The sequence below is a fragment of the Marinomonas hwangdonensis genome (genome assembly GCF_003721245.1).
GTDB lineage: Bacteria > Pseudomonadota > Gammaproteobacteria > Pseudomonadales > Marinomonadaceae > Marinomonas > Marinomonas hwangdonensis.
The window spans coordinates 37182-55940 of the sequence record NZ_RIZG01000008.1 but is presented as its reverse complement, the minus strand read 5'-3'; the positions used below and the strand labels follow the sequence as shown (position 1 = coordinate 55940).

General features: G+C 44.1%; 13 protein-coding genes. 6 read left to right on the top strand and 7 right to left on the bottom strand.

Annotated features, from left to right (window positions below):
* The first annotated feature begins 18 nt into the window (after positions 1 to 18).
* Positions 19 to 924 carry a carboxylate/amino acid/amine transporter gene (locus EBI00_RS12835; RefSeq protein WP_123096343.1) on the top strand — a complete coding sequence of 302 codons (906 nt, stop codon included), beginning with the start codon at positions 19 to 21 and terminating at the stop codon, positions 922 to 924.
* A 212-nt stretch (positions 925 to 1136) separates the two neighbouring features.
* Positions 1137 to 2174: a GGDEF domain-containing protein gene (locus EBI00_RS12830; protein ID WP_123096342.1), complete on the top strand. Its 1038-nt coding sequence runs from the start codon at positions 1137 to 1139 to the stop codon at positions 2172 to 2174.
* An 86-nt stretch (positions 2175 to 2260) separates the two neighbouring features.
* Here the strand turns inward: EBI00_RS12830 and EBI00_RS12825 are convergent, their stop codons facing one another.
* Together EBI00_RS12825 and EBI00_RS12820 are read right to left on the bottom strand one after the other, a co-directional pair.
* Positions 2261 to 3862, bottom strand: a complete 1602-nt coding sequence (locus EBI00_RS12825; protein WP_123096341.1) for an isocitrate lyase — start codon at positions 3860 to 3862, stop codon at positions 2261 to 2263.
* Between the two features lie 36 nt (positions 3863 to 3898).
* Positions 3899 to 6088: a malate synthase G gene (locus EBI00_RS12820; RefSeq protein ID WP_123096340.1), complete on the bottom strand. Its 2190-nt coding sequence runs from the start codon at positions 6086 to 6088 to the stop codon at positions 3899 to 3901.
* 151 nt (positions 6089 to 6239) lie between these two features.
* On the opposite strand from EBI00_RS12820, the gene EBI00_RS12815 reads away from it, so the two are divergent.
* A complete protein-coding gene (locus EBI00_RS12815) occupies positions 6240 to 7766 on the top strand; it encodes a DUF3612 domain-containing protein (RefSeq protein WP_123096339.1) in 1527 nt (508 codons plus the stop codon).
* A 204-nt stretch (positions 7767 to 7970) separates the two neighbouring features.
* Entirely contained in the window at positions 7971 to 9188 is a 1218-nt protein-coding gene (locus EBI00_RS12810; RefSeq protein ID WP_123096338.1) for a phosphoribosyltransferase family protein, read from the top strand.
* Positions 9189 to 9278: 90 nt separating this feature from the next.
* Here the strand turns inward: EBI00_RS12810 and EBI00_RS12805 are convergent, their stop codons facing one another.
* The gene (locus EBI00_RS12805) at positions 9279 to 9863 is read right to left on the bottom strand and encodes a hypothetical protein (protein ID WP_123096337.1); all 585 of its coding nucleotides are present in this window, start codon (positions 9861 to 9863) and stop codon (positions 9279 to 9281) included.
* Positions 9864 to 10315: 452 nt separating this feature from the next.
* Between EBI00_RS12805 and EBI00_RS12800 the strand changes: the two genes are divergently transcribed.
* Entirely contained in the window at positions 10316 to 12511 is a 2196-nt protein-coding gene (locus EBI00_RS12800) for a putative bifunctional diguanylate cyclase/phosphodiesterase (RefSeq protein WP_241557034.1), read from the top strand.
* Between the two features lie 116 nt (positions 12512 to 12627).
* Here the strand turns inward: EBI00_RS12800 and EBI00_RS12795 are convergent, their stop codons facing one another.
* The 4 genes from EBI00_RS12795 to ectA form a co-directional block, all read right to left on the bottom strand.
* On the bottom strand, positions 12628 to 14070 hold the full coding sequence (locus EBI00_RS12795; RefSeq protein ID WP_123096335.1) for an aspartate kinase: 1443 nt from the start codon (positions 14068 to 14070) through the stop codon (positions 12628 to 12630).
* 342 nt (positions 14071 to 14412) lie between these two features.
* Positions 14413 to 14805: an ectoine synthase gene (locus EBI00_RS12790; protein ID WP_123096334.1), complete on the bottom strand. Its 393-nt coding sequence runs from the start codon at positions 14803 to 14805 to the stop codon at positions 14413 to 14415.
* Between the two features lie 141 nt (positions 14806 to 14946).
* Complete coding sequence (gene ectB, locus EBI00_RS12785; protein WP_123096333.1) at positions 14947 to 16260, bottom strand: diaminobutyrate--2-oxoglutarate transaminase; 1314 nt, start codon at positions 16258 to 16260, stop codon at positions 14947 to 14949.
* 113 nt (positions 16261 to 16373) lie between these two features.
* Positions 16374 to 16886, bottom strand: coding sequence for a diaminobutyrate acetyltransferase (gene ectA, locus EBI00_RS12780; protein ID WP_123096332.1), 513 nt, complete (start codon positions 16884 to 16886; stop codon positions 16374 to 16376).
* A 472-nt stretch (positions 16887 to 17358) separates the two neighbouring features.
* On the opposite strand from ectA, the gene EBI00_RS12775 reads away from it, so the two are divergent.
* The gene (locus EBI00_RS12775) at positions 17359 to 18717 is read left to right on the top strand and encodes a sodium-dependent transporter (protein ID WP_123096331.1); all 1359 of its coding nucleotides are present in this window, start codon (positions 17359 to 17361) and stop codon (positions 18715 to 18717) included.
* Positions 18718 to 18759: the final 42 nt, after the last annotated feature.

Sequence of the window (18759 nt, the reverse complement as noted above, 5' to 3'; positions counted from 1 at the left end):
CTATCGAGACACACTATTATGCCGATACTGCTCGCCGTCACCCTACTTTGGGCCTTCTCTTTTAGTCTGATTGGCGTCTATCTTGCTGGTCAAGTCGATGCTTGGTTTTCCGTATTAATGCGCGTAGCGCTGGCCACTATGGTGTTTTTACCCTTTCTAAAGTTGCGCCAAATTGAAGCGAATATCGCGTTTAAATTAATGATCTGCGGTGCGCTGCAACTGGGCATCATGTATGGGTTTTATTATCAGTCATTTTTGTATCTTTCTGTCCCTGAAGTCTTGCTGTTTACCGTCATGACCCCCCTCTATGTCACACTGATCAACGACATGCTGGATAAACGCCTAAACGTGGGCTTTGCCATTAGTGCTTTATTGGCGATTCTAGGGGCCGTTGCGATTCGCTATCAAGGTATCGATGAAGGCTTCATTAAAGGCTTACTCATAGTGCAGTGTGCCAACGTGTGTTTCGCTGCGGGCCAAGTGGGTTACAAACGCGTCATCGCCAAAGAACGTCCAGATTTACCACAGCGTACCGTATTTGGCTGGTTCTTCATCGGTGCGTTGGCCGTTGTTGTGCCTTGCTATATTCTCATGGGCGATACGAGCAAGCTTCCAACCACGAATTTACAGTGGGGAATTTTAGTGTATCTAGGCATTGTCGCCTCTGGTTTGGGCTACTTTGCCTGGAACAAGGGGGCTACTATGGTCAATATTGGCACCTTGGCTGTGGCGAACAACCTTTTGATTCCTGCGGGCATAGTAGTCAACGTGATTTTCTGGAACCGTGACGCGGACATTGTCCGCCTCGCCATTGGTGGTGGGATTATTTTGCTGGCTCTGTGGGTGAACGACAAGTTTAACCAAAGACACCTTAGACTCACCACGCCATCATCTAACGACACACCTTCAGCGAAAACCCAGTAGTAAATAGAATGAGGTAAGGCTGCACCCAAAGACTAAAAATTGACGTAGGACATTTTTTAGTCAAATAGCAATATACATTCGCTTTATTGCCCGTATTATTTGCTTGCGACACAGTAGTAAATTGATCTAACACAATTTTTTGGCTAGTGCAGCGTACCGCTTGGTAGAAATAACGCTGCGCTAAGCCTTTCAGCAGGAAGCTCTCATCGTCTATGCCAAATCGTGATCAAATTACATTACACCATACTCTTACACTGCGTATCGTGGAATTAACCATCGTCATTCTGGCCTTTGCTGTTGCATTGCGGCCGCTGTTTACAAACCTTCCCAATGTTTTTATCTGGGTGGCAGTAGGCAATTTGATCCTGCTAATGCTGGTTTACTCGGTCATTCGCCGACGACTGTTCCCACAATGGGAGTTTTGCCTCTGCTTGGTGACCGCCGTGGCGATTATGTTGCCGACACTGGCGATATCGGGCGGTGTAAATAGCCAGTTAGCGTTTTTTCTACCCTTATCTCCTCTCTTAGCTGCATTAATTGGTGGCCGTCGGGAATCTATTGTCGTCGCTGCTAGCTTGATCCCAGCAATTGTCTTAGCAACTGTCTTTAGTGAACATGTGATCGACCTAACTGGCGAACTCTATTCGCAAGAAAAAACCATTGATCGCGGCTTTTGGCTAGTAGCCGCGACCATTTTTAGCACTGTTTTCGCTTGGTTTTTCTTACAGCGCTACGACGCTCTCACCAGCAAACTGAAAGAAGAAAACATCAAAGATCCTTTGACCAATCTTTATAATCGTCGTGGGCTCAACATTTACTTTAAAAAAGCCTTGGACAACGCGATCTGTTCCGCGTCACCAATCAGTCTAATACTTATCGACATTGATAATTTCAAAACCATTAATGACCAATATGGTCATGATGTGGGGGATATTTGCCTTGTGGAGGTGGCAAATCTGCTCAGTGCGAATGTACGTAGAACGGATATTATCGCTCGATTTGGCGGTGAAGAATTTATCATTATTTTGCCCTACACCAACCAAGAAGCAGCGGCCTTAATCGCCGACAAATTAAGACAACTGGTGTCAAAAAACACTTTTAGTCCATTTGCTTTTCCTTTGACAATTACGCTGGGAATCACTGAACATCTCCAACACAACGACAATGCCCTCAAAATGATAAAACGCGCAGACAAAGCCTTGTATAAGGGAAAAGATCGAGGCAGAAATCGCGTGGAACCGGCCGAGTGAAAAATAAAAAGCAAAAAAGACCAACAGGGGGAAAGCTGTTGGTCTTTGCGATCAATTTTCAAGATCTAATCATCACGAAGGATGCATTACACCGCGAATTGATTCATAGTGTTATCTTTACCAGATGCTTTTAGTGCATGAGCGCCAGAGAAGTACTCTTTGTGATCATCGCCCACGTTCGAACCCGACATATCTTGGTGTTTCACACACGCCAAGCCCTGACGAATTTCCTTACGCTGTACTTCTTTTACGTAGCCCAACATACCTTGCTCACCAAAGTAGTCTTTTGCTAAGTTGTCTGTAGACAAGGCGGCCGTATGGTACGTCGGCAAAGTAATCAAATGGTGGAAAATACCCGCTTGTGCTGCCGCATCTTTTTGGAAGCAACGAATACGTTCATCGGCTTCTGCTGACAATGGTGTATTGTCGTAGTCTTGAGACATTAACTTTTCACGCTGGTAAGCAGTAACGTCTTTACCTTCAGCCTGCCATGCATCAAATACTTGCTGGCGGAAGTTCAGCGTCCAGTTGAACGATGGGCTGTTGTTGTACACTAACTTAGCATTCGGTACGACGTCACGAATACGGTTTACAATAGCCGCGATCTGACCGATATGGGGCTTCTCTGTTTCAATCCACAATAAATCCGCGCCATTTTGCAAAGACGTAATACAATCCAAAACCACACGGTCCTCACCGGTATCAGGTTTAAAGCGGACCAAACCATTGGCTAAGCGTGTTGGTTTAATCAAGCGATCTCCCAATTTAACCGCCATGTCACCAGATTTCATTTGATCCAACGACGTCACTTCTTCCCCATCTATAAAGGCATTGTATTGTTCAGCCAAATCGCCAGGTGTTTGCGACACTGGGATCTTTTGCGTTAAGCCCGCCCCTAGTGAATCTGTCCGTGCCACAATAACGCCTTCTTCTACGCCCAGCTCTAGAAAAGCGTAACGCACCGCGTTAATTTTCGCGAGGAAGTCTTCATGAGGCACGGTTACCTTGCCATCTTGGTGACCACATTGCTTAGCATCAGACACCTGATTCTCGATCTGGATGCAACACGCCCCTGCTTCAATCATCTTTTTCGCCAACAAGTAGGTGGCTTCTTCGTTACCAAAACCCGCATCAATATCCGCAATAATAGGGACAACATGCGTTTCAAAGTTATCCACTTTTTGCTGTGCGGCTTGTTCGCGAACTTGATCTCCGGCAGCGCGTGCGTCGTCTATTTCTTTGAACAAATGCTGCAATTCACGGGCATCGGCTTGCTTCAAGAAGGTGTAAAGCTCTTCGATCAGCGCTGGGACTGAGGTTTTCTCATGCATAGACTGATCTGGCAAAGGACCAAACTCAGAACGCATCGCGGCCACCATCCAACCGGACAAGTACAAGTAACGGCTACGCGTAGTACCAAAATGTTTCTTAATAGAAATCATCTTTTGTTGGCCGATAAATCCATGCCAGCAGCCCAACGATTGTGTGTAATTCGCAGCATCTTGGTCATAACTTGCCATGTCCTCACGCATAATCTTGGCGGTGTACTTAGCAATATCCAGCCCCGTATTGAAACGGTTTTGCAATTGCATACGAGTCACGTACTCAGGATTCATCGCAGCCCAACCTGAGCCTTGTTGTTCGATCATTTGAGCGGCTTGTTGCATTTTATTTTTATACGTTTGCATGGTATTTTCCTCTTCAAACAGGATTGTCATAGGGTATTAATGGGTTTCTTTTACTTGCATGCGGTAAGCATGCAACAGAGGTTCTGTATAGCCATTCGGCTGAATCACCCCTTTAAAAATCAGATCTTGGGCCGCCTTAAAAGCAAGACTGGCGCCTATGTTGTCCGTCATTGGGCGGTACCCTTCTGTGCGACTGTTTTGCTCGTCCACTACCTTCGCCATGCGCAACATCACTTCTTCTATTTGCGCCTTGCTGCACAGACCGTGGAGCAACCAGTTCGCCAAATGTTGGCTGGATATACGCAGCGTTGCTCGGTCTTCCATCAAGCCCACATTATTAATGTCAGGCACTTTCGAACACCCCACACCCGCTTCAACCCAGCGAACAACATAACCCAGCAACCCTTGCACGTTGTTTTCAATTTCTCGTTCGATTACCTGGTCCGATAACGTCAAGTTGCTTGGAATGGTTGCGATCGTCAGCAAATCGGTCAGACCCGCCTGAGGACGATGTTTAATGCGTGCCTGCATTTCAAACACATCCACTTGGTGATAGTGCAACGCATGTAAGGTGGCTGCTGTTGGTGATGGTACCCAAGCGGTATTTGCGCCCGCTTTTGGGTGTGCGATCTTCGCCGTCATCATGGCGGCCATCTCGTCTGGCATGGCCCACATGCCCTTACCAATCTGCGCCTTGCCTGGCAAACCACATTGCAAACCTATGTCGACGTTGCGATTTTCGTAGGCCTGAATCCAAGGCTGTTGTTTGATTTGATCTTTGGGCAAAAACGGCCCTGCTTGCATACTGGTATGAATCTCGTCACCCGTGCGATCTAAAAAGCCAGTATTGATGAAAAACACCCGAGATTTCGCCTGACGAATACACTCTTTCAGATTCAAAGTCGTGCGTCGCTCTTCATCCATAATGCCAATCTTGATGGTATTCTCTGGCAATCCCAACATCTGTTCGACACGAGTAAACAGCTGACAGGAAAACGCTACCTCATCTGGCCCGTGCATTTTTGGCTTCACAATATAGATGCTGCCTGTACGACTATTGCGAATGCGACTGCGTGTCATGCCCTCTTCGCCTTGCAAATCAAGCGTAGCAATTAAGGTGGTTACTACCGCATCCATGATACCTTCAGGCACAAAGTTACCTAGGGCATCCTGCATTAAGTCGCATTCCATCAAATGACCAACGTTGCGAACCAGTAACAAAGAACGACCGTGTAGACGATATTCTTGGTTATCTAAATCGGTAAAAATACGATCAGGGTTCATTCGACGCGTCTGCGTTTGTCCGTCTTTTTCGAAACTAGCCTGCAAGGTGCCTTGCATCAAACCTAACCAGTTGCGGTAAATTTCAATCTTGTCTTCGGCATCAACAGCCGCTACTGAGTCTTCGCAATCCATAATGGTGCTCAGAGCCGACTCAATAAGAATGTCGTTAATGTTGGCCTTGTCTTTGGCGCCATTTTTACCATTACGATCAAACTGAATTTCTACATGCAATCCATTGTTTTTCAACAAGATGGCTTCCGGATCACTACGCTGTCCGTTTACCGCCACCAGTTGAGATGGCTGTTTCAAGCCACTTTGATGGGCGTCATCAAAGAAAGCCAATAAATGGTGGTAGTAAACTACATAGCTGGTCACATCTTTGTGTGAGCCAGTTTCTAACGGAAATACTTCGTCTAAAAAATCTTTAGCCTTTGCGATGACTTGCTCGCCCCGTTCGGGGTTGTAGCCTTTGTGAGTTTCAAGGCCGGCGGTTTTGGCAATCACATCGGTGCCGTAAAAAGCGTCGTACAGGCTACCCCAGCGAGCATTGGCTGCGTTCAATGCAAAACGCGCATTTTTCACTGGAACCACCAATTGCGGACCCGCCAATGTGGCAATTTCTGCGTCCACATTGTCTGTGGTCACGGTGAAATCGTCGCCCTCTTCCACCAAGTAACCAATGTTTCGCAAGAAGGCTTCGTAAGCAGCGATATCCATAGCTTGCCCTTTACGAGCAAGGTGCCATTGGTCAATTTGCTGTTGCATTTCATCCCGCGTCGCCAATAGCTGACGGTTTATCGGCGCAAGATCCGCAATCAACTGATCAAGGTCACGCCAAAACTTAGCGGCATCGATAGCGTGAAGTGGTAGCACTTCTTCATTAATGAAGTGACTAAACCCTGGGTGAATTACGCTGTTATTTTTAAGTTGGGGGATGGTCATTTCACTTTCCTTCTGTTCGTCTATCAAACTGTTCATCTTTTAAGAAGTTTTGCAATCTGGGTAATCTCACTCTCGATTGCTTGATTTACAGTCTACGCCCAACTAACATAGAATTTCACAATAAGAATTACACAGTGTAAATTTTACAAAAATGAAAAATAAAAATAGCCTCAATCGCAAAGCCCATTTTTTGGGTACTAAGATACGCAATCTGCGTAAACGCAACCGTTTGACGATGGAAGACCTATCAGCAAGGTGCATAAAAATCGACGCAGAATCCGCACCATCGGTGTCATATTTGTCGATGATTGAACGGGGTAAACGCATCCCCAGTGAGGAAGTATTGGAAGTCATTGCCAGTGTTTTTCAAAAAAACGTCAGCTGGTTTTTGGATGATATTCCAGAAGAGGAGGCTATTACCCCCTCAAAGGGATCGGGTGGTGGCATCAGTGGTATGGCATTGGAACCGAATTTCTTATTTTCTAAAGAAATTTTACAAATTGCCATTCCCGAAATGTTGTCACAAACAGGCACCAGTGGTCGGCAATTTGCGCATCTTTTAATCCGCGCCCATCAGGAACACCACCAAAATCATTTTCCAGATTTAGAGCGCGCCGCTGAAGATGTGGGACTCAAACGCCTACCATTAAGTCTTGATGAGATTATTGCGATTACCAAACAAATGGGACTGCAAATTAAGTGGTTTCGTAAAACGCCTTTGTCTGTTTTAGAAAATATGGGCATAGATGCCAGTCATGTGGTCACTTCATTCTTTGATCCACCGAGTACCATTTACATTAACCAAATCATGAAAACACAGCCGCAGCGTCTAAAATACAACCTTGCGGTTCACATAGGTCATACGGTTTTACATGATAAAGATGGTATGAAAAACGTGCTGGTCACAGGACGTAACGAAATATCCCCACTACAAGCCCAAAATGCAAAAATACAGTCCTCAGGCATGGACGCTCAAGACATATTGTCTGCATGGCGAGATTTCGAATGCAGCTTTTTTGCCGGCGCCTTGCTGTGCCCTAAAGTACCTTTTCGGCATCTGCTCGATCGCAATGGCTATGAAATCAGCTCATCTAAACTGGCCGATGTTTCTGAATCCGTCACCATGCGTCGCATGACAGCGGTATCGCCTTATCCTCATTGGCATTACTTCGATGCTTACGCACCGGGCAAGCTCAAAGCGGTCTACCGAGGCAATGGTATCCCGTTACCTTGGGGTAACATGAGTACAGTAGAAGATCCTTGCCAACACTGGTCTGTGTTCCGCAAAATCAGTGAACCCAGTACGGGAACCTCTGCACAAATATCCATTTTGAATCTAGGCAATGAGCCGCGTATTTACGCTTGTGAATCGATTAAGGTGCAGGATTTAGCCGGCAATAATCATGTTCTATGCTCTGGTATTGACCTTAATCCAGCCATCGACGCCCAGGGTAAAGATGCTCTTGCCATCGCTCACGAGTTAAAACACGCCTGCGTCACCAAAGGGGGCTCTTCGCAGATCCCTAAGAGCATTAAAAAAGACCTCATGAGTGTGGCAAAAATTCTTAATATTAACTGGGTAGAACGGGGCATAGAAAACGAAGCTCGACTGATTTGCTCGCGTGGCGCAGTATGCCCAAGACAACCCAGCTGTTATCACCCATGTGGACAGGACTAATTTTGCAGTGGGATAGTACCGAGTGAAAGTCATTCAGCAGACTCGGTCTATTTTAGGATAAGCCTAAGACAAAAATACGAATAAGAATCAGTATGAATTTTCATTGACATAAATATGCCACTTATCATCAATACGTACTATCACAACACGCTGACAAGTATTAAAATTGTCTTAAATTCCCTATCCCCTCGTTAAGGATCTTTCATGACTTTGTCGACCGGCTCGCCAACTAACGTTGTCGTTGTTAGTAACTCTTCTGATAATCCATTTGCCATTGATGTTGCTTATGCAATGGGCCAACATGAAGACATCGCTGATATCATTAGCATGAAGCACTTCATGAACTCAGAATTCTGTCCTCGTTTCATTTCTGACGAAGCAGACTTTGACAATATTGGTCGCAAACTTAATGGTAAGTCTGTGGTTATTGTCAGTACAGGTAGCCATGTTAAAACTCGCCAAGAATTGGCCATGTCAAATCTAATCATTGCTCGTGCCGCCAAAGAAAATGGCGCTGAACGCGTTATCTTGGTTGAGCCAGATTTATTTTACAGCGCACAGGACCGTGGGCCCCATCAGGGATTGGGTGAAACCAACTTTGAACGTGACATTCGTGATGTAAAAAAATTCGATGGCCAGCCTTTTACAGCCAAGTTATACGCTCAGTTGCTTAAGTTATCGGGTGTCGACACGGTCATGACCATTCACAACCATTCAGATTCTGTACAGAAAATGTTTTGTGATGTGTTTGGTGGCGATTTTCATAACTTGATTCCTTACGAGATCTACGCTCATTATCTGTTAAATTCGAATATCTTGAATTACGGCGAAGACGGCGAAGGCCTGGTACTTTGTGCACCGGACAAAGGTGCCCGTGATTTTGTTAAAGAAATGTACAAAACATTAGGTCTAAGCAAAGCCAAATTCATTATGCTTGATAAAGACCGAACGGCTGAACGCAAAGTGGAAATCACGCTACACAAAGAAAGTGAGCACACTTTTGATGGCCTAGATGGTGCGAGCATTGTGTTGTTTGACGACATGGTTCGCACTGGCTCAACTGTGGTTAAGTCATGCCAGTTCTTGCAGCAAATTAATCCTCAGCGCATGGTGTTTGCCGTGTCACATTTTTACGCCAGTGATGAAGGTCGTGAACGTATGGCACACCCTGCCATAGGTGAGATTTTGACATTGAACACACTACCCACCATATTGAATCGCGACGAACAAGGTCGTTTACGCAAAAAAATGGTCGTCTTGAAAGTCGAAAAATGGCTAGCACAAGAGCTGTGTAATATTTTAGGGCTGCCTCAAACTCAAGAAGCCAACCCATACAAAATAGATATGTCTTCTAAGAACCCTCGCTTCAAACGCAAAATCTGGTTTAGCGAAGAACTGTCCGAACTAAGACTGGGCGATTAAGCGTCCTGTTTAACAGGACCTTGGTGACTGTTTCCCAATAAAAATGCCGCATTCGATGCGGCATTTTTATTGGAGCTAAACTGTTTTTCGCTAAGCACGAAAATTCAACAGCAAAATATCTTTAATCTTTCGGTCTATTTCCACACCGGCTTCATCAAAGTTTTTTCTCTCTACCTTGTATAAAAGTGGCTGAATTTGACGAAGTTTCTTTATCGCTTGTGGATCTTCCGCTAACAGCACAGAGGTGTAAGAAAAAGCGTCATAATAAGCGAATGCTTGCTCACGCAAACCATTTAGATAGGAGTCTACCGCCTCTTCGCCAAACACTTGTTTAATGGCTGTCACAGAACCAAACACAGCAACACCTTCACATAACGCATTGCTCTTAGCATTATCATAACCCACTGGATACAGCCCCTTAGTCATTTCTTGAATCACGTCGGCCAATAACATGACATCATTTGAAAAGCTGCGTAGCGGGATATGAATGTGGTAATGATAAGGCGCTTCAGCTTGCTGAAACACAGCAACCGGCTTAGCAATATCATCACGAACAACAAAGCCATTGAACGTTGCACCAGTAGCGGGCTCTCCAAAAAGAAACGCCACAGCGGGCAGCCAAGCTGTGCGCAATTTTTCTAATTTTTGTACTTCTGTTGAGTAAGTGTCTGACACAAGCTCATCCTTATTCAATGTAAAAAAACGCCCATGAGTTACGTTGCTCTAGGCCACTACAATAAACAAAACTTTACCACAATCACCTATACGACGACACAAACCCTATACGATCACATTAATGTATTTATTCATTGACCGTAAACAACACTCAATTTACCTATGTTGTGTGTATGTTAGAATCCACGACAAAAAGAGCAACAAAAGCCACAATTTGACGTTTTTTGGCTTTCATTTATTGCAAGGAAACAATACCTTAGTTGACGTAAAAACGTCTTCGTAGCATAAATACGTTCAGGGCTCAGTAGTGTCTCATAAGACCGTTGATGCAGAATAAACTAACGCCTTCCTCTGCGGCTGTATGCTAATTGTACATGACTAACACGGGGGGCTTTTTGTCCCACTTATGTGATATCTTATATTCGTTAATATTACCGAAAAGGGATAATCGATTGAATAAAACAGTGTTAAAACAACCTATTGCTCTTTTTATAGCACTGTTTTCTTTTTTTATAGCAGGACTGTTCGGTGCCTATTGGACTCAGTCAAATACCCAGTCTCTTATTGATAATCAGCAATCAATATTAAGTGATTTATCTCGCACTCAAGCGTCCGAATTAGAAAGGCGCTTATCCACGGCTTTTACCTCTGCACAAATTTTAGCGTACGAAGTTGAGTTCAATGATGGCACAACCGAGTGGTTTGATGACTTCGCAGACAAACTGATTCAGTCTATTGGTGGCATTGAAAACTTACAGCTTGCTCCTGAAGGCATCATCAGCCAAATTTATCCCCTAGAAGGTAACGAGGCTGCCATCGGTCTTGATGTTGTTTCTACACCAAGGTTCGCGACAGAAGCAATGGCTGCCATTAAAAGTCGCTCTATGTTTATGATAGGTCCTGTTCCTCTTGTTCAAGGGGGAGTAGCTGTGATTAGCCGCTCTCCGGTTTTCCTTAATCGTGGCACACAACGCGAACTATTTTGGGGATTGACTTCTGCGGTGGTCTTCCTTGATGACTTACTTAAAACCACCCAACTGATCGAATTAGAAAAGCAAGGTTATCAATATCAGTTAACCCGCATGAAAGCTGGCAGCAATTTACCTATCGAGCTCTTCGCTTCAGAGGCGCCACTAACAGAAATTAAAGCCTCTACCGATCTTGTACTACCTGTAGGAAATTGGACTTTGAGCATAAGTCTTAATTTGACCGAGCAACTTGAAGATCGCACTTATTCTGGCTATGTACTCACTTTAATTGTGGCTTCGCTTTTATCATCAGCGTTGTACTTTTTATTAATGCAACCGATCAAATTAGCGGCTTTGGTAAAAGAGAAAACCAAGGAACTGCAAAAAATGGCCTATAACGACCCTTTGACCGGCTTAGCCAATCGTCGTTTTCTACAAGACAATCTGCCCGCTATTTTAATTGAGAATAAAGACCAACAGCGCCTTTCTGCTTTCATCTATTTTGATCTAGATAACTTCAAACGCATCAACGATACCATTGGTCATGATGTAGGCGATCAGATATTGACCATAGTAGCAGACAGGCTGAATAAATTAAGAGGGCCTTCCGATTTGGTGATGCGGTTAGGCGGTGACGAATTTGGTATTTTTCTCAACCATGTTAGAGACAAGGCCCAAGTGTGCGAACAAGCTTCGGCTATTTTGAGCAGTATTCGTCACCCTGTGAAAATTGAATCGTGGGAATACAGCCTCAGCACCTCATTAGGTATCGCTATGATTCCTGAAAATGGCTTTGATCTTGTCACTGTCATGCAAAATGCAGACATGGCGCTTTATCAAGCTAAGTCACAAGGGAAAAACCAATACGCTTTTTACACCGAGTTTATGAAAACTCACAACGATAACTTAATCAAAGCCGAGGAAGAACTCTCTAAAGCCCTAGAAAATGGGGAGTTTGAAGTCTACTTTCAACCACAGTTTGACCTTAGCAGCAATCAAGTATTTGGAGCGGAAGCGCTGGTACGTTGGAATCACCCCGAAAGAGGTTTAGTTTTCCCCAATGACTTTATTCCATTGGCCGAAAATACAGGAAAAATTGTCGACCTAGGTTATTGGGTTTTAGAAAATAGCATCGCTTACCTTGCTCAACGCAAAAGAGAGAACCGCCCTGCAATCCAGCTGCACATTAACCTAGCTTCGGAACAGCTGTCTGACCCACACTTTGTCACACTCGTACAAGCACTTCTTGAACAATACCAGGTACCGGCTTATCAACTGGGATTTGAGGTAACAGAAACTTCGATATTGAAAGACATCAATCTTGCAAGAGGGCTGCTGCAAGCGTTTAAAGATATGGGTATCTGTATCGCGATTGATGATTTTGGAACAGGGTATTCCTCTCTTGCTCAGCTGAAAAATTTGCCCGTGAGTCTACTGAAAATCGACCGCAGTTTTATTATGGATTTAGAGCATGATCAAGATGATCGAAAGATCGTTGAAGCCATTATTGCCATGGCTCATAAGCTAAATATTCAAGTATTAGCGGAAGGGATTGAAACAAGGGAGCAATGGAAAATGCTGCAAGCGTTTCAATGCGATTCTGGTCAAGGCTATTATGTCAGCAAAGCAATAACCGCCGAAGAGTTCAATCAAGGAAAACCGATAGTCCATCTTAGCTAAGCAATTCATCTTAGCTAAGTCATCCATAACAAAAATAAAAAACCAAGCCCTGAAGCTTGGTTTTTTTTGAAAATGAATTGCTTACAGGTTAGCGAAGCAAATAGAGAGTAATCGCATCAAGACGCTAAGCAAATCGCACGGCCATGATTATGAACTTCGACCAATTCTTTGTGCAGACTGCGAATGGCTTTCTCATAATCTTCCTCGTCGATTACAAACTGCATATCAACTTGGCGCATAGATTGGTGCATAGCCAAAACGTTAACATCTTGCTCGGCGATGGCTTTTACCGCTTTTGCAAGCATACCTGTCGTTTTCATGTCGCTACCAATAGCGGAGACTATCGCCACTTTACGCTGAGTAATCTCGGCATCCACAAAACGCTCGTGTAAGACTCGCATAACGCGCTTCAACGTTTTTAGGTTAATAGCAAGGTAATGTGTAATCGTGTTAGCGTTAATGTCTTTCGCAATAATGTGCGCATGAAACTGATTCAATACTTTTAAGATAGCCACATCAAACTTGTCGATGTCCCCTGCCATATCCTGATCAAACAATTCCACTGCAAAGACGCCTCGACATCCTGCAATGATCTCAACACAAGGTGCATCACTGACGTAATCCCCAGTAATCAAGGTCCCTGTGTGCTCAGGCTCAAAGGTGTTTTTCACACGCAAAGAAATGTTGCTCTGACGCAAGCCTTTTGCCGCTTTAGGATGAATGGCCTCCATTCCTAGATTGGCCAATTGATCTGCCACATCATAGTTGGTTCGGCCAATCGGAACGGCATTATTTTCACCGACCAAACGAGGGTCAGCGCTGCTCAAATGAAACTCTTTATGAATAACCGCTTCGCGTGCTTGAGTCAGTACCGCTATGCGGCTAAAAGTCATTTCACTGTAACCACGATCAAACGTCGACATCAAACCAGTTTCACTGTGCGCATACCCCGTGGCAATAGGCAGCTCTTTGCTCAAATCAATGTCTTTGAAAGCGTCAAGTATGCGCTCATCAAGCGACATATGACTTGGACTGTTCCATCCCGTTAAGTCAACAAACACCGCATTGACACCATCTCTTTGCAACAAGTGCGCAGTATTCCAAGCACTGTGCGCTTCGCCTAAGCTGGCCAACATCTCACGAACCGTGGCCAAATGTTCACTGATAGAAAAGTGGCCATGCTGGCAAAGACGATGTAAATCTTCCAGACACTCTTGCGCTTCTCGCAAACGACTGTTTAAAAAAGCATCCGCTTTTTCACGCAGCTCACCTGGTTCAAATAAGGCATGGTTAATGTCAAGCATGGCACTGCGAACGTCTTGTAACGCGGGGAACCAATTATTTTGCTGACGTTCTTGTGCAAATAACGCAAAGACACCCGCATCGCCGGTTTTTTTGTGTTCCAGAAGCTTGTCTGTCATACCAGCGTAAGCGGATACAACAAAAATACGCTGATATATGTTATTCACTTGAGTCGGTTTAAAAATAATATTATCTCGAACCGAACGGTAGTCACTCATGGAAGTGCCACCAATTTTTTCTACTGTATGTTGTCCCATAATAAACCCGATATTTTAAGGGCCGATCTGGCATCGGCCGAAGTCTAAAACTGTCGCTAATAGTGTCATAAGGCAGCCACAAATTTAAGCATTAATCCTTTTATTTAAGCGCACAAAAAGACATTTTTAACGCAATTAGAGACGTGGTGATGAAAACCGGCAGGGATAGTAGACGCGGGGGGTAGAAAAACGGTGTTTAACCTTCCCCCGCGAATGGAAAACCAAAATCGATTATTTGATCACAGGCTTTCGCTTAATTGCGTATTTCAAGCCAAAACAGCTATGTGAAATGACATGATCGCGCCTCTTTTTATAGTGTATGTGCGTATTAAAATGACGGTATCACTCGTCCAAAAGCTCGTAAGCGCCCTCAGAATTATGCACTTCTTTTCCCGTAATTGGCGGGTTAAAGACACAGGCTAACTTCAACTCTTTAAAAGCCCTTAATGTATGCGCATCGTGTTTATCTAACACATAGACAACGCCAGGTTTGATATGATGCTTTTGACCTGTTTCACGGCTCTCTACTTCACCCTCACCAGAGATGCAGTAAACTGACTCTAGGTGATTTTGATAGTGCATATCAAAATCTTTGCCTTCGTAAATAGTGGTGATATGGAAAGAAAAGCCCATGTTATCTTCCTTAAGAAGAAGGCGAGTGCTTTCCCAGTTTCCGTCTGGGGATACCACTCTACGGTCTGTCTTTTCACATTCAGCTAAATCACGTGCAAACATTACTTACTCCTTTTGATCATTTAATCTCATTCAGTCGGCGTTTTACCGAAATAAACTCAAGGTTTCTAATCAACTATTTACATCACTTGAGCGTTATCATGAGACGACTTTCCACCGAAAGCCGTCTCTAAGGCAATCAGACTAGACAGCAATGTCATAATTTTCGTCAAAATAGCTTTTCGCCTCTGGCATGTCGTCTTCTTTTGCGCAAACGTCACGAATCGCTTTTTCTAGGATATCGACACCTTCTTTTAAATCTTCGTCGCTAATAATAAGAGGACAAAGGAATTTCACCACTTGATCATCCGCACCGGAAGTTTCAATCATCAAACCGTGTTGGAAACACTTCTTCGTGATTTTACTGGCCAGTTCACCACTTACACAGTTAATACCGCGCATCATGCCACGACCTTGCAACGTAAAGTTGCCTTCACCAAACTCATTCACAATGGCTTGAGTGCGCTGATGAATGTATTCGCCTTTACGTTTAATTTCTTTTTCAAAAGCATCGTCTTTCCAGAAAGTCTCAATCGCTGCTTTCGCAGTGACAAATGCCAAATTATTACCTCGGAATGTTCCGTTATGTTCACCAGGCTTCCACTCATCCAACTCAGGACGCATCAATACCACAGCGAAAGGCAAACCATAACCGCTCAGCGATTTGGACATGGTGACGATATCAGGCTTGATACCTGCATCTTCGAAACTAAAGAAGGTACCAGTACGACCACACCCAGCCTGAATGTCATCGACAATGAGTAAAACACCATGTTTTTTACAAACGGCTTCTAGATTTTGCAACCAACCAAAGCTCGCCGCATTAATACCACCCTCACCCTGTACTGTTTCCACAATAACGGCCGCTGGAATATCAACACCGCTACTTGAATCAGACAATACCTTGTCAAGGTATTCAGTGGTTTCAATCCCTTCACCAAGATAACCATCAAAAGGCACAGTAGACACACCAGCACCTAAATTGACACCCGCCGCGCCACGATGGTGTGAATTACCTGTGACAGATAAGGCGCCTAAACTACAACCATGAAATCCGTTGGTGAAGCTCACAATATTTTCACGTCCAGTTACATTACGAGCCAGTTTCAGCGCAGCTTCGACCGCGTTAGTGCCTGTAGGACCGGTGAATTGCACCATGTATTCAAGGCCACGTGGCTCTAATATATATTCTTTAAAGACCTCTAGGAATTCACCTTTCGCCTTTGTATGCATGTCTAAACCGTGAGTAATACCATCGGCTAAAATATATTCAACCAACTTTTCTTTAAGGATAGGATTGTTGTGACCATAGTTCAGCGTACCTGCACCAGCCAGAAAATCTAAGTACCTATTGCCTTCTTCATCATACAAATGAGCACCCAGCGCACGGTTAAAGACACGTGGAAAAGAGCGAGCATAAGATTGTACTTCTGATTCAATTTCGTCAAAAATTTTCATATTGTTATCATCCTTTAATGTTAAAACGGTTGTTTAATAGGTAAAACGATAATCGGAGAGCGAAAGCGATACTTCCAAGCTCATCTTTTCTCGACCTACTGTTTTCTCTCTACCTAAGATTTTGCAACCTTCTGTGAAATGGGTCCGATACGCACCAAGTGCTCGGTATCATGCTGACCACTAAAATGAGTCTGTTTATCAAACATGATGGATTCTTCAAGGGACGCGCCAAGCTCTTTAGCGAGGCGTCTAAATAAAGCCCAAGACCCCTGATTAGAGGCTGTAATACTGGTTTCTATGTAACGCACATCCGTACAGATAGGTCGTTCAAGCAGTGATGAAACCATTTTTTTTGCAAGTCCCTGACCACGAGCACTATCACTCACTGCCACTTGCCACACAAATAATGTATTTGTTGCGTTTGGCTGAATGTAACCAGACACAAACCCAACGAATTCGCCACTATCCGTTCGAGCCGCCACTGATGTTTCATTGAAGTGACTGGCTTGCAACAAATTGCAATACACTGAATTAGTGTCTAGAGGCGGGCAAGAAGCGATCAACTGGTTAACAGCCATCCCATCGGTAGCACTAGGCTTGGTCAGTGATATTTTTTGTGCAGTCATAACCTTGTCCGTGTTGAGTGTGTATTTAAGTCATATTTTTTCTTCAATCAGCATGGTCTGATTCATTTCTTCATTGACGTTAAACCCTGCTTTTCAAGAAAAAATACTTTGATGTCTAATTATTATACATGAAACCAATACCCAGTCCAGACTTATTTAGAGAACTAAACATTAGAGAGATAACCTTAATCGGATCTCCTATAAAAATACACCTCCCGGAAATACAACCTGATTTCTCAATAAAATGTATTTACAACAAGGCAATAAACATAAAAAAGTGTATTTCTTGTTGCATGTATTAAGCGAAATTCGGAAAATCGCCCCCCAATTCAGAGTTTTGCTTACCAGCACTCATTCGTGCCGGCGAAGTGGGAAACGCAAGCATGAATATCAGGAAACTCTGAACGCTGTATGTACACGAAATTTAAAGAAATACTTTTAACTAAATGCTTTTAACCAATTAGAGATAACTATGAGAAATAAAACCTCTATCCAAGGCTCGTGGGCGAGTCGCTGGATTTTCATACTAGCAGCAACGGGTTCTGCGGTTGGCTTAGGAAATATTTGGAAGTTCCCTTACATTACTGGTGAAAACGGTGGTGGTGCATTTGTCCTAGTCTATCTAGCCTGTATTTTGCTCGTTGGTATTCCGATTATGATGGCCGAAGTGTTTATTGGTCGTCGTGCTCGTAAAAACCCTATCAACGCATTAAGTGATGTGGCGGAAGAATCGGGTGGCTCCCGCAAATGGGGTTTAATCGGGGTAATGGGTATGCTGTCAGGCGTACTGATTTTCTCCTTCTACTCTGTTGTAGGTGGCTGGGTACTACACTACATAAAAGCCATGTTGATGGGTGATTTGGCTGGCACTACCTCTGATCAAGCAGGCGCTGCATTCGGTGCTCTTCTTGGAGATCCTGCCACCCTGCTTATATGGCATACTATCTTCAGCATTATGACGATTGCCGTTGTTGCAGCAGGTATTAATAAAGGAATCGAGACAGCAACGCGCATCATGATGCCGATTTTGTTTGTACTCCTCATTATTTTACTTGGCTACGCTATGAGCACAGGTGGCTTTGCCGAAGGTTGGAACTTTATGTTCCAATTTGATTTCAGCAAACTAACATGGAATGCCGCGCTAATCGCGCTGGGTCACTCTTTCTTCACCTTATCCCTTGGTATGGGAACTATAATGGCCTACGGCTCTTATATGACCAAATCCGCTTCCATTGGTAAAACCGTATTAACCATAGGCGCTTTAGACACTCTAGTTGCTCTGGTCGCTGGTTTGGCTATTTTCCCGATCATTTTCTCAAATGGTATGGACCCTGCAGCCGGTCCTGGGCTCATGTTTATTTCCTTGCCTGTGGCATTTGGACAAATGCCTTTTGGACAATTATTCGGCACCATGTTCTTTGTACTAATTGGCGTCGCGGCTTGGACTTCAGCGATCTCTTTGCTGGAACCAACTGTTGCCTTTTTAGTAGAGCGCTTCAGAATGAAACGTATTTCGGCTTCTATCGCCTTAGGCGTTGTTGTTTGGGGACTAGGGATCGCTTGCCTAGGATCCTTTAACTTCATGTCAGACTTTACTTTATTTGGCAAAAATACCTTTGACTTTCTGGACTACATTACAGCAAACATCATGTTGCCACTTGGCGGTATCTTGATTGCTCTTTTTGCCGGTTGGGTGGTAAAAGATAAATTTGCTCAGGATGAGCTAAAACTGCCTGAAGGCATTTACAAGCTTTGGAATATTTCGATGAAGTTTACCGCGCCAATCGCTGTGGCTGTCGTACTCTATTTCCTTATCAATCCAATGCAGTAATACTCTGGACTGAATGGCTAAACACACTAAAACCCCATCCAT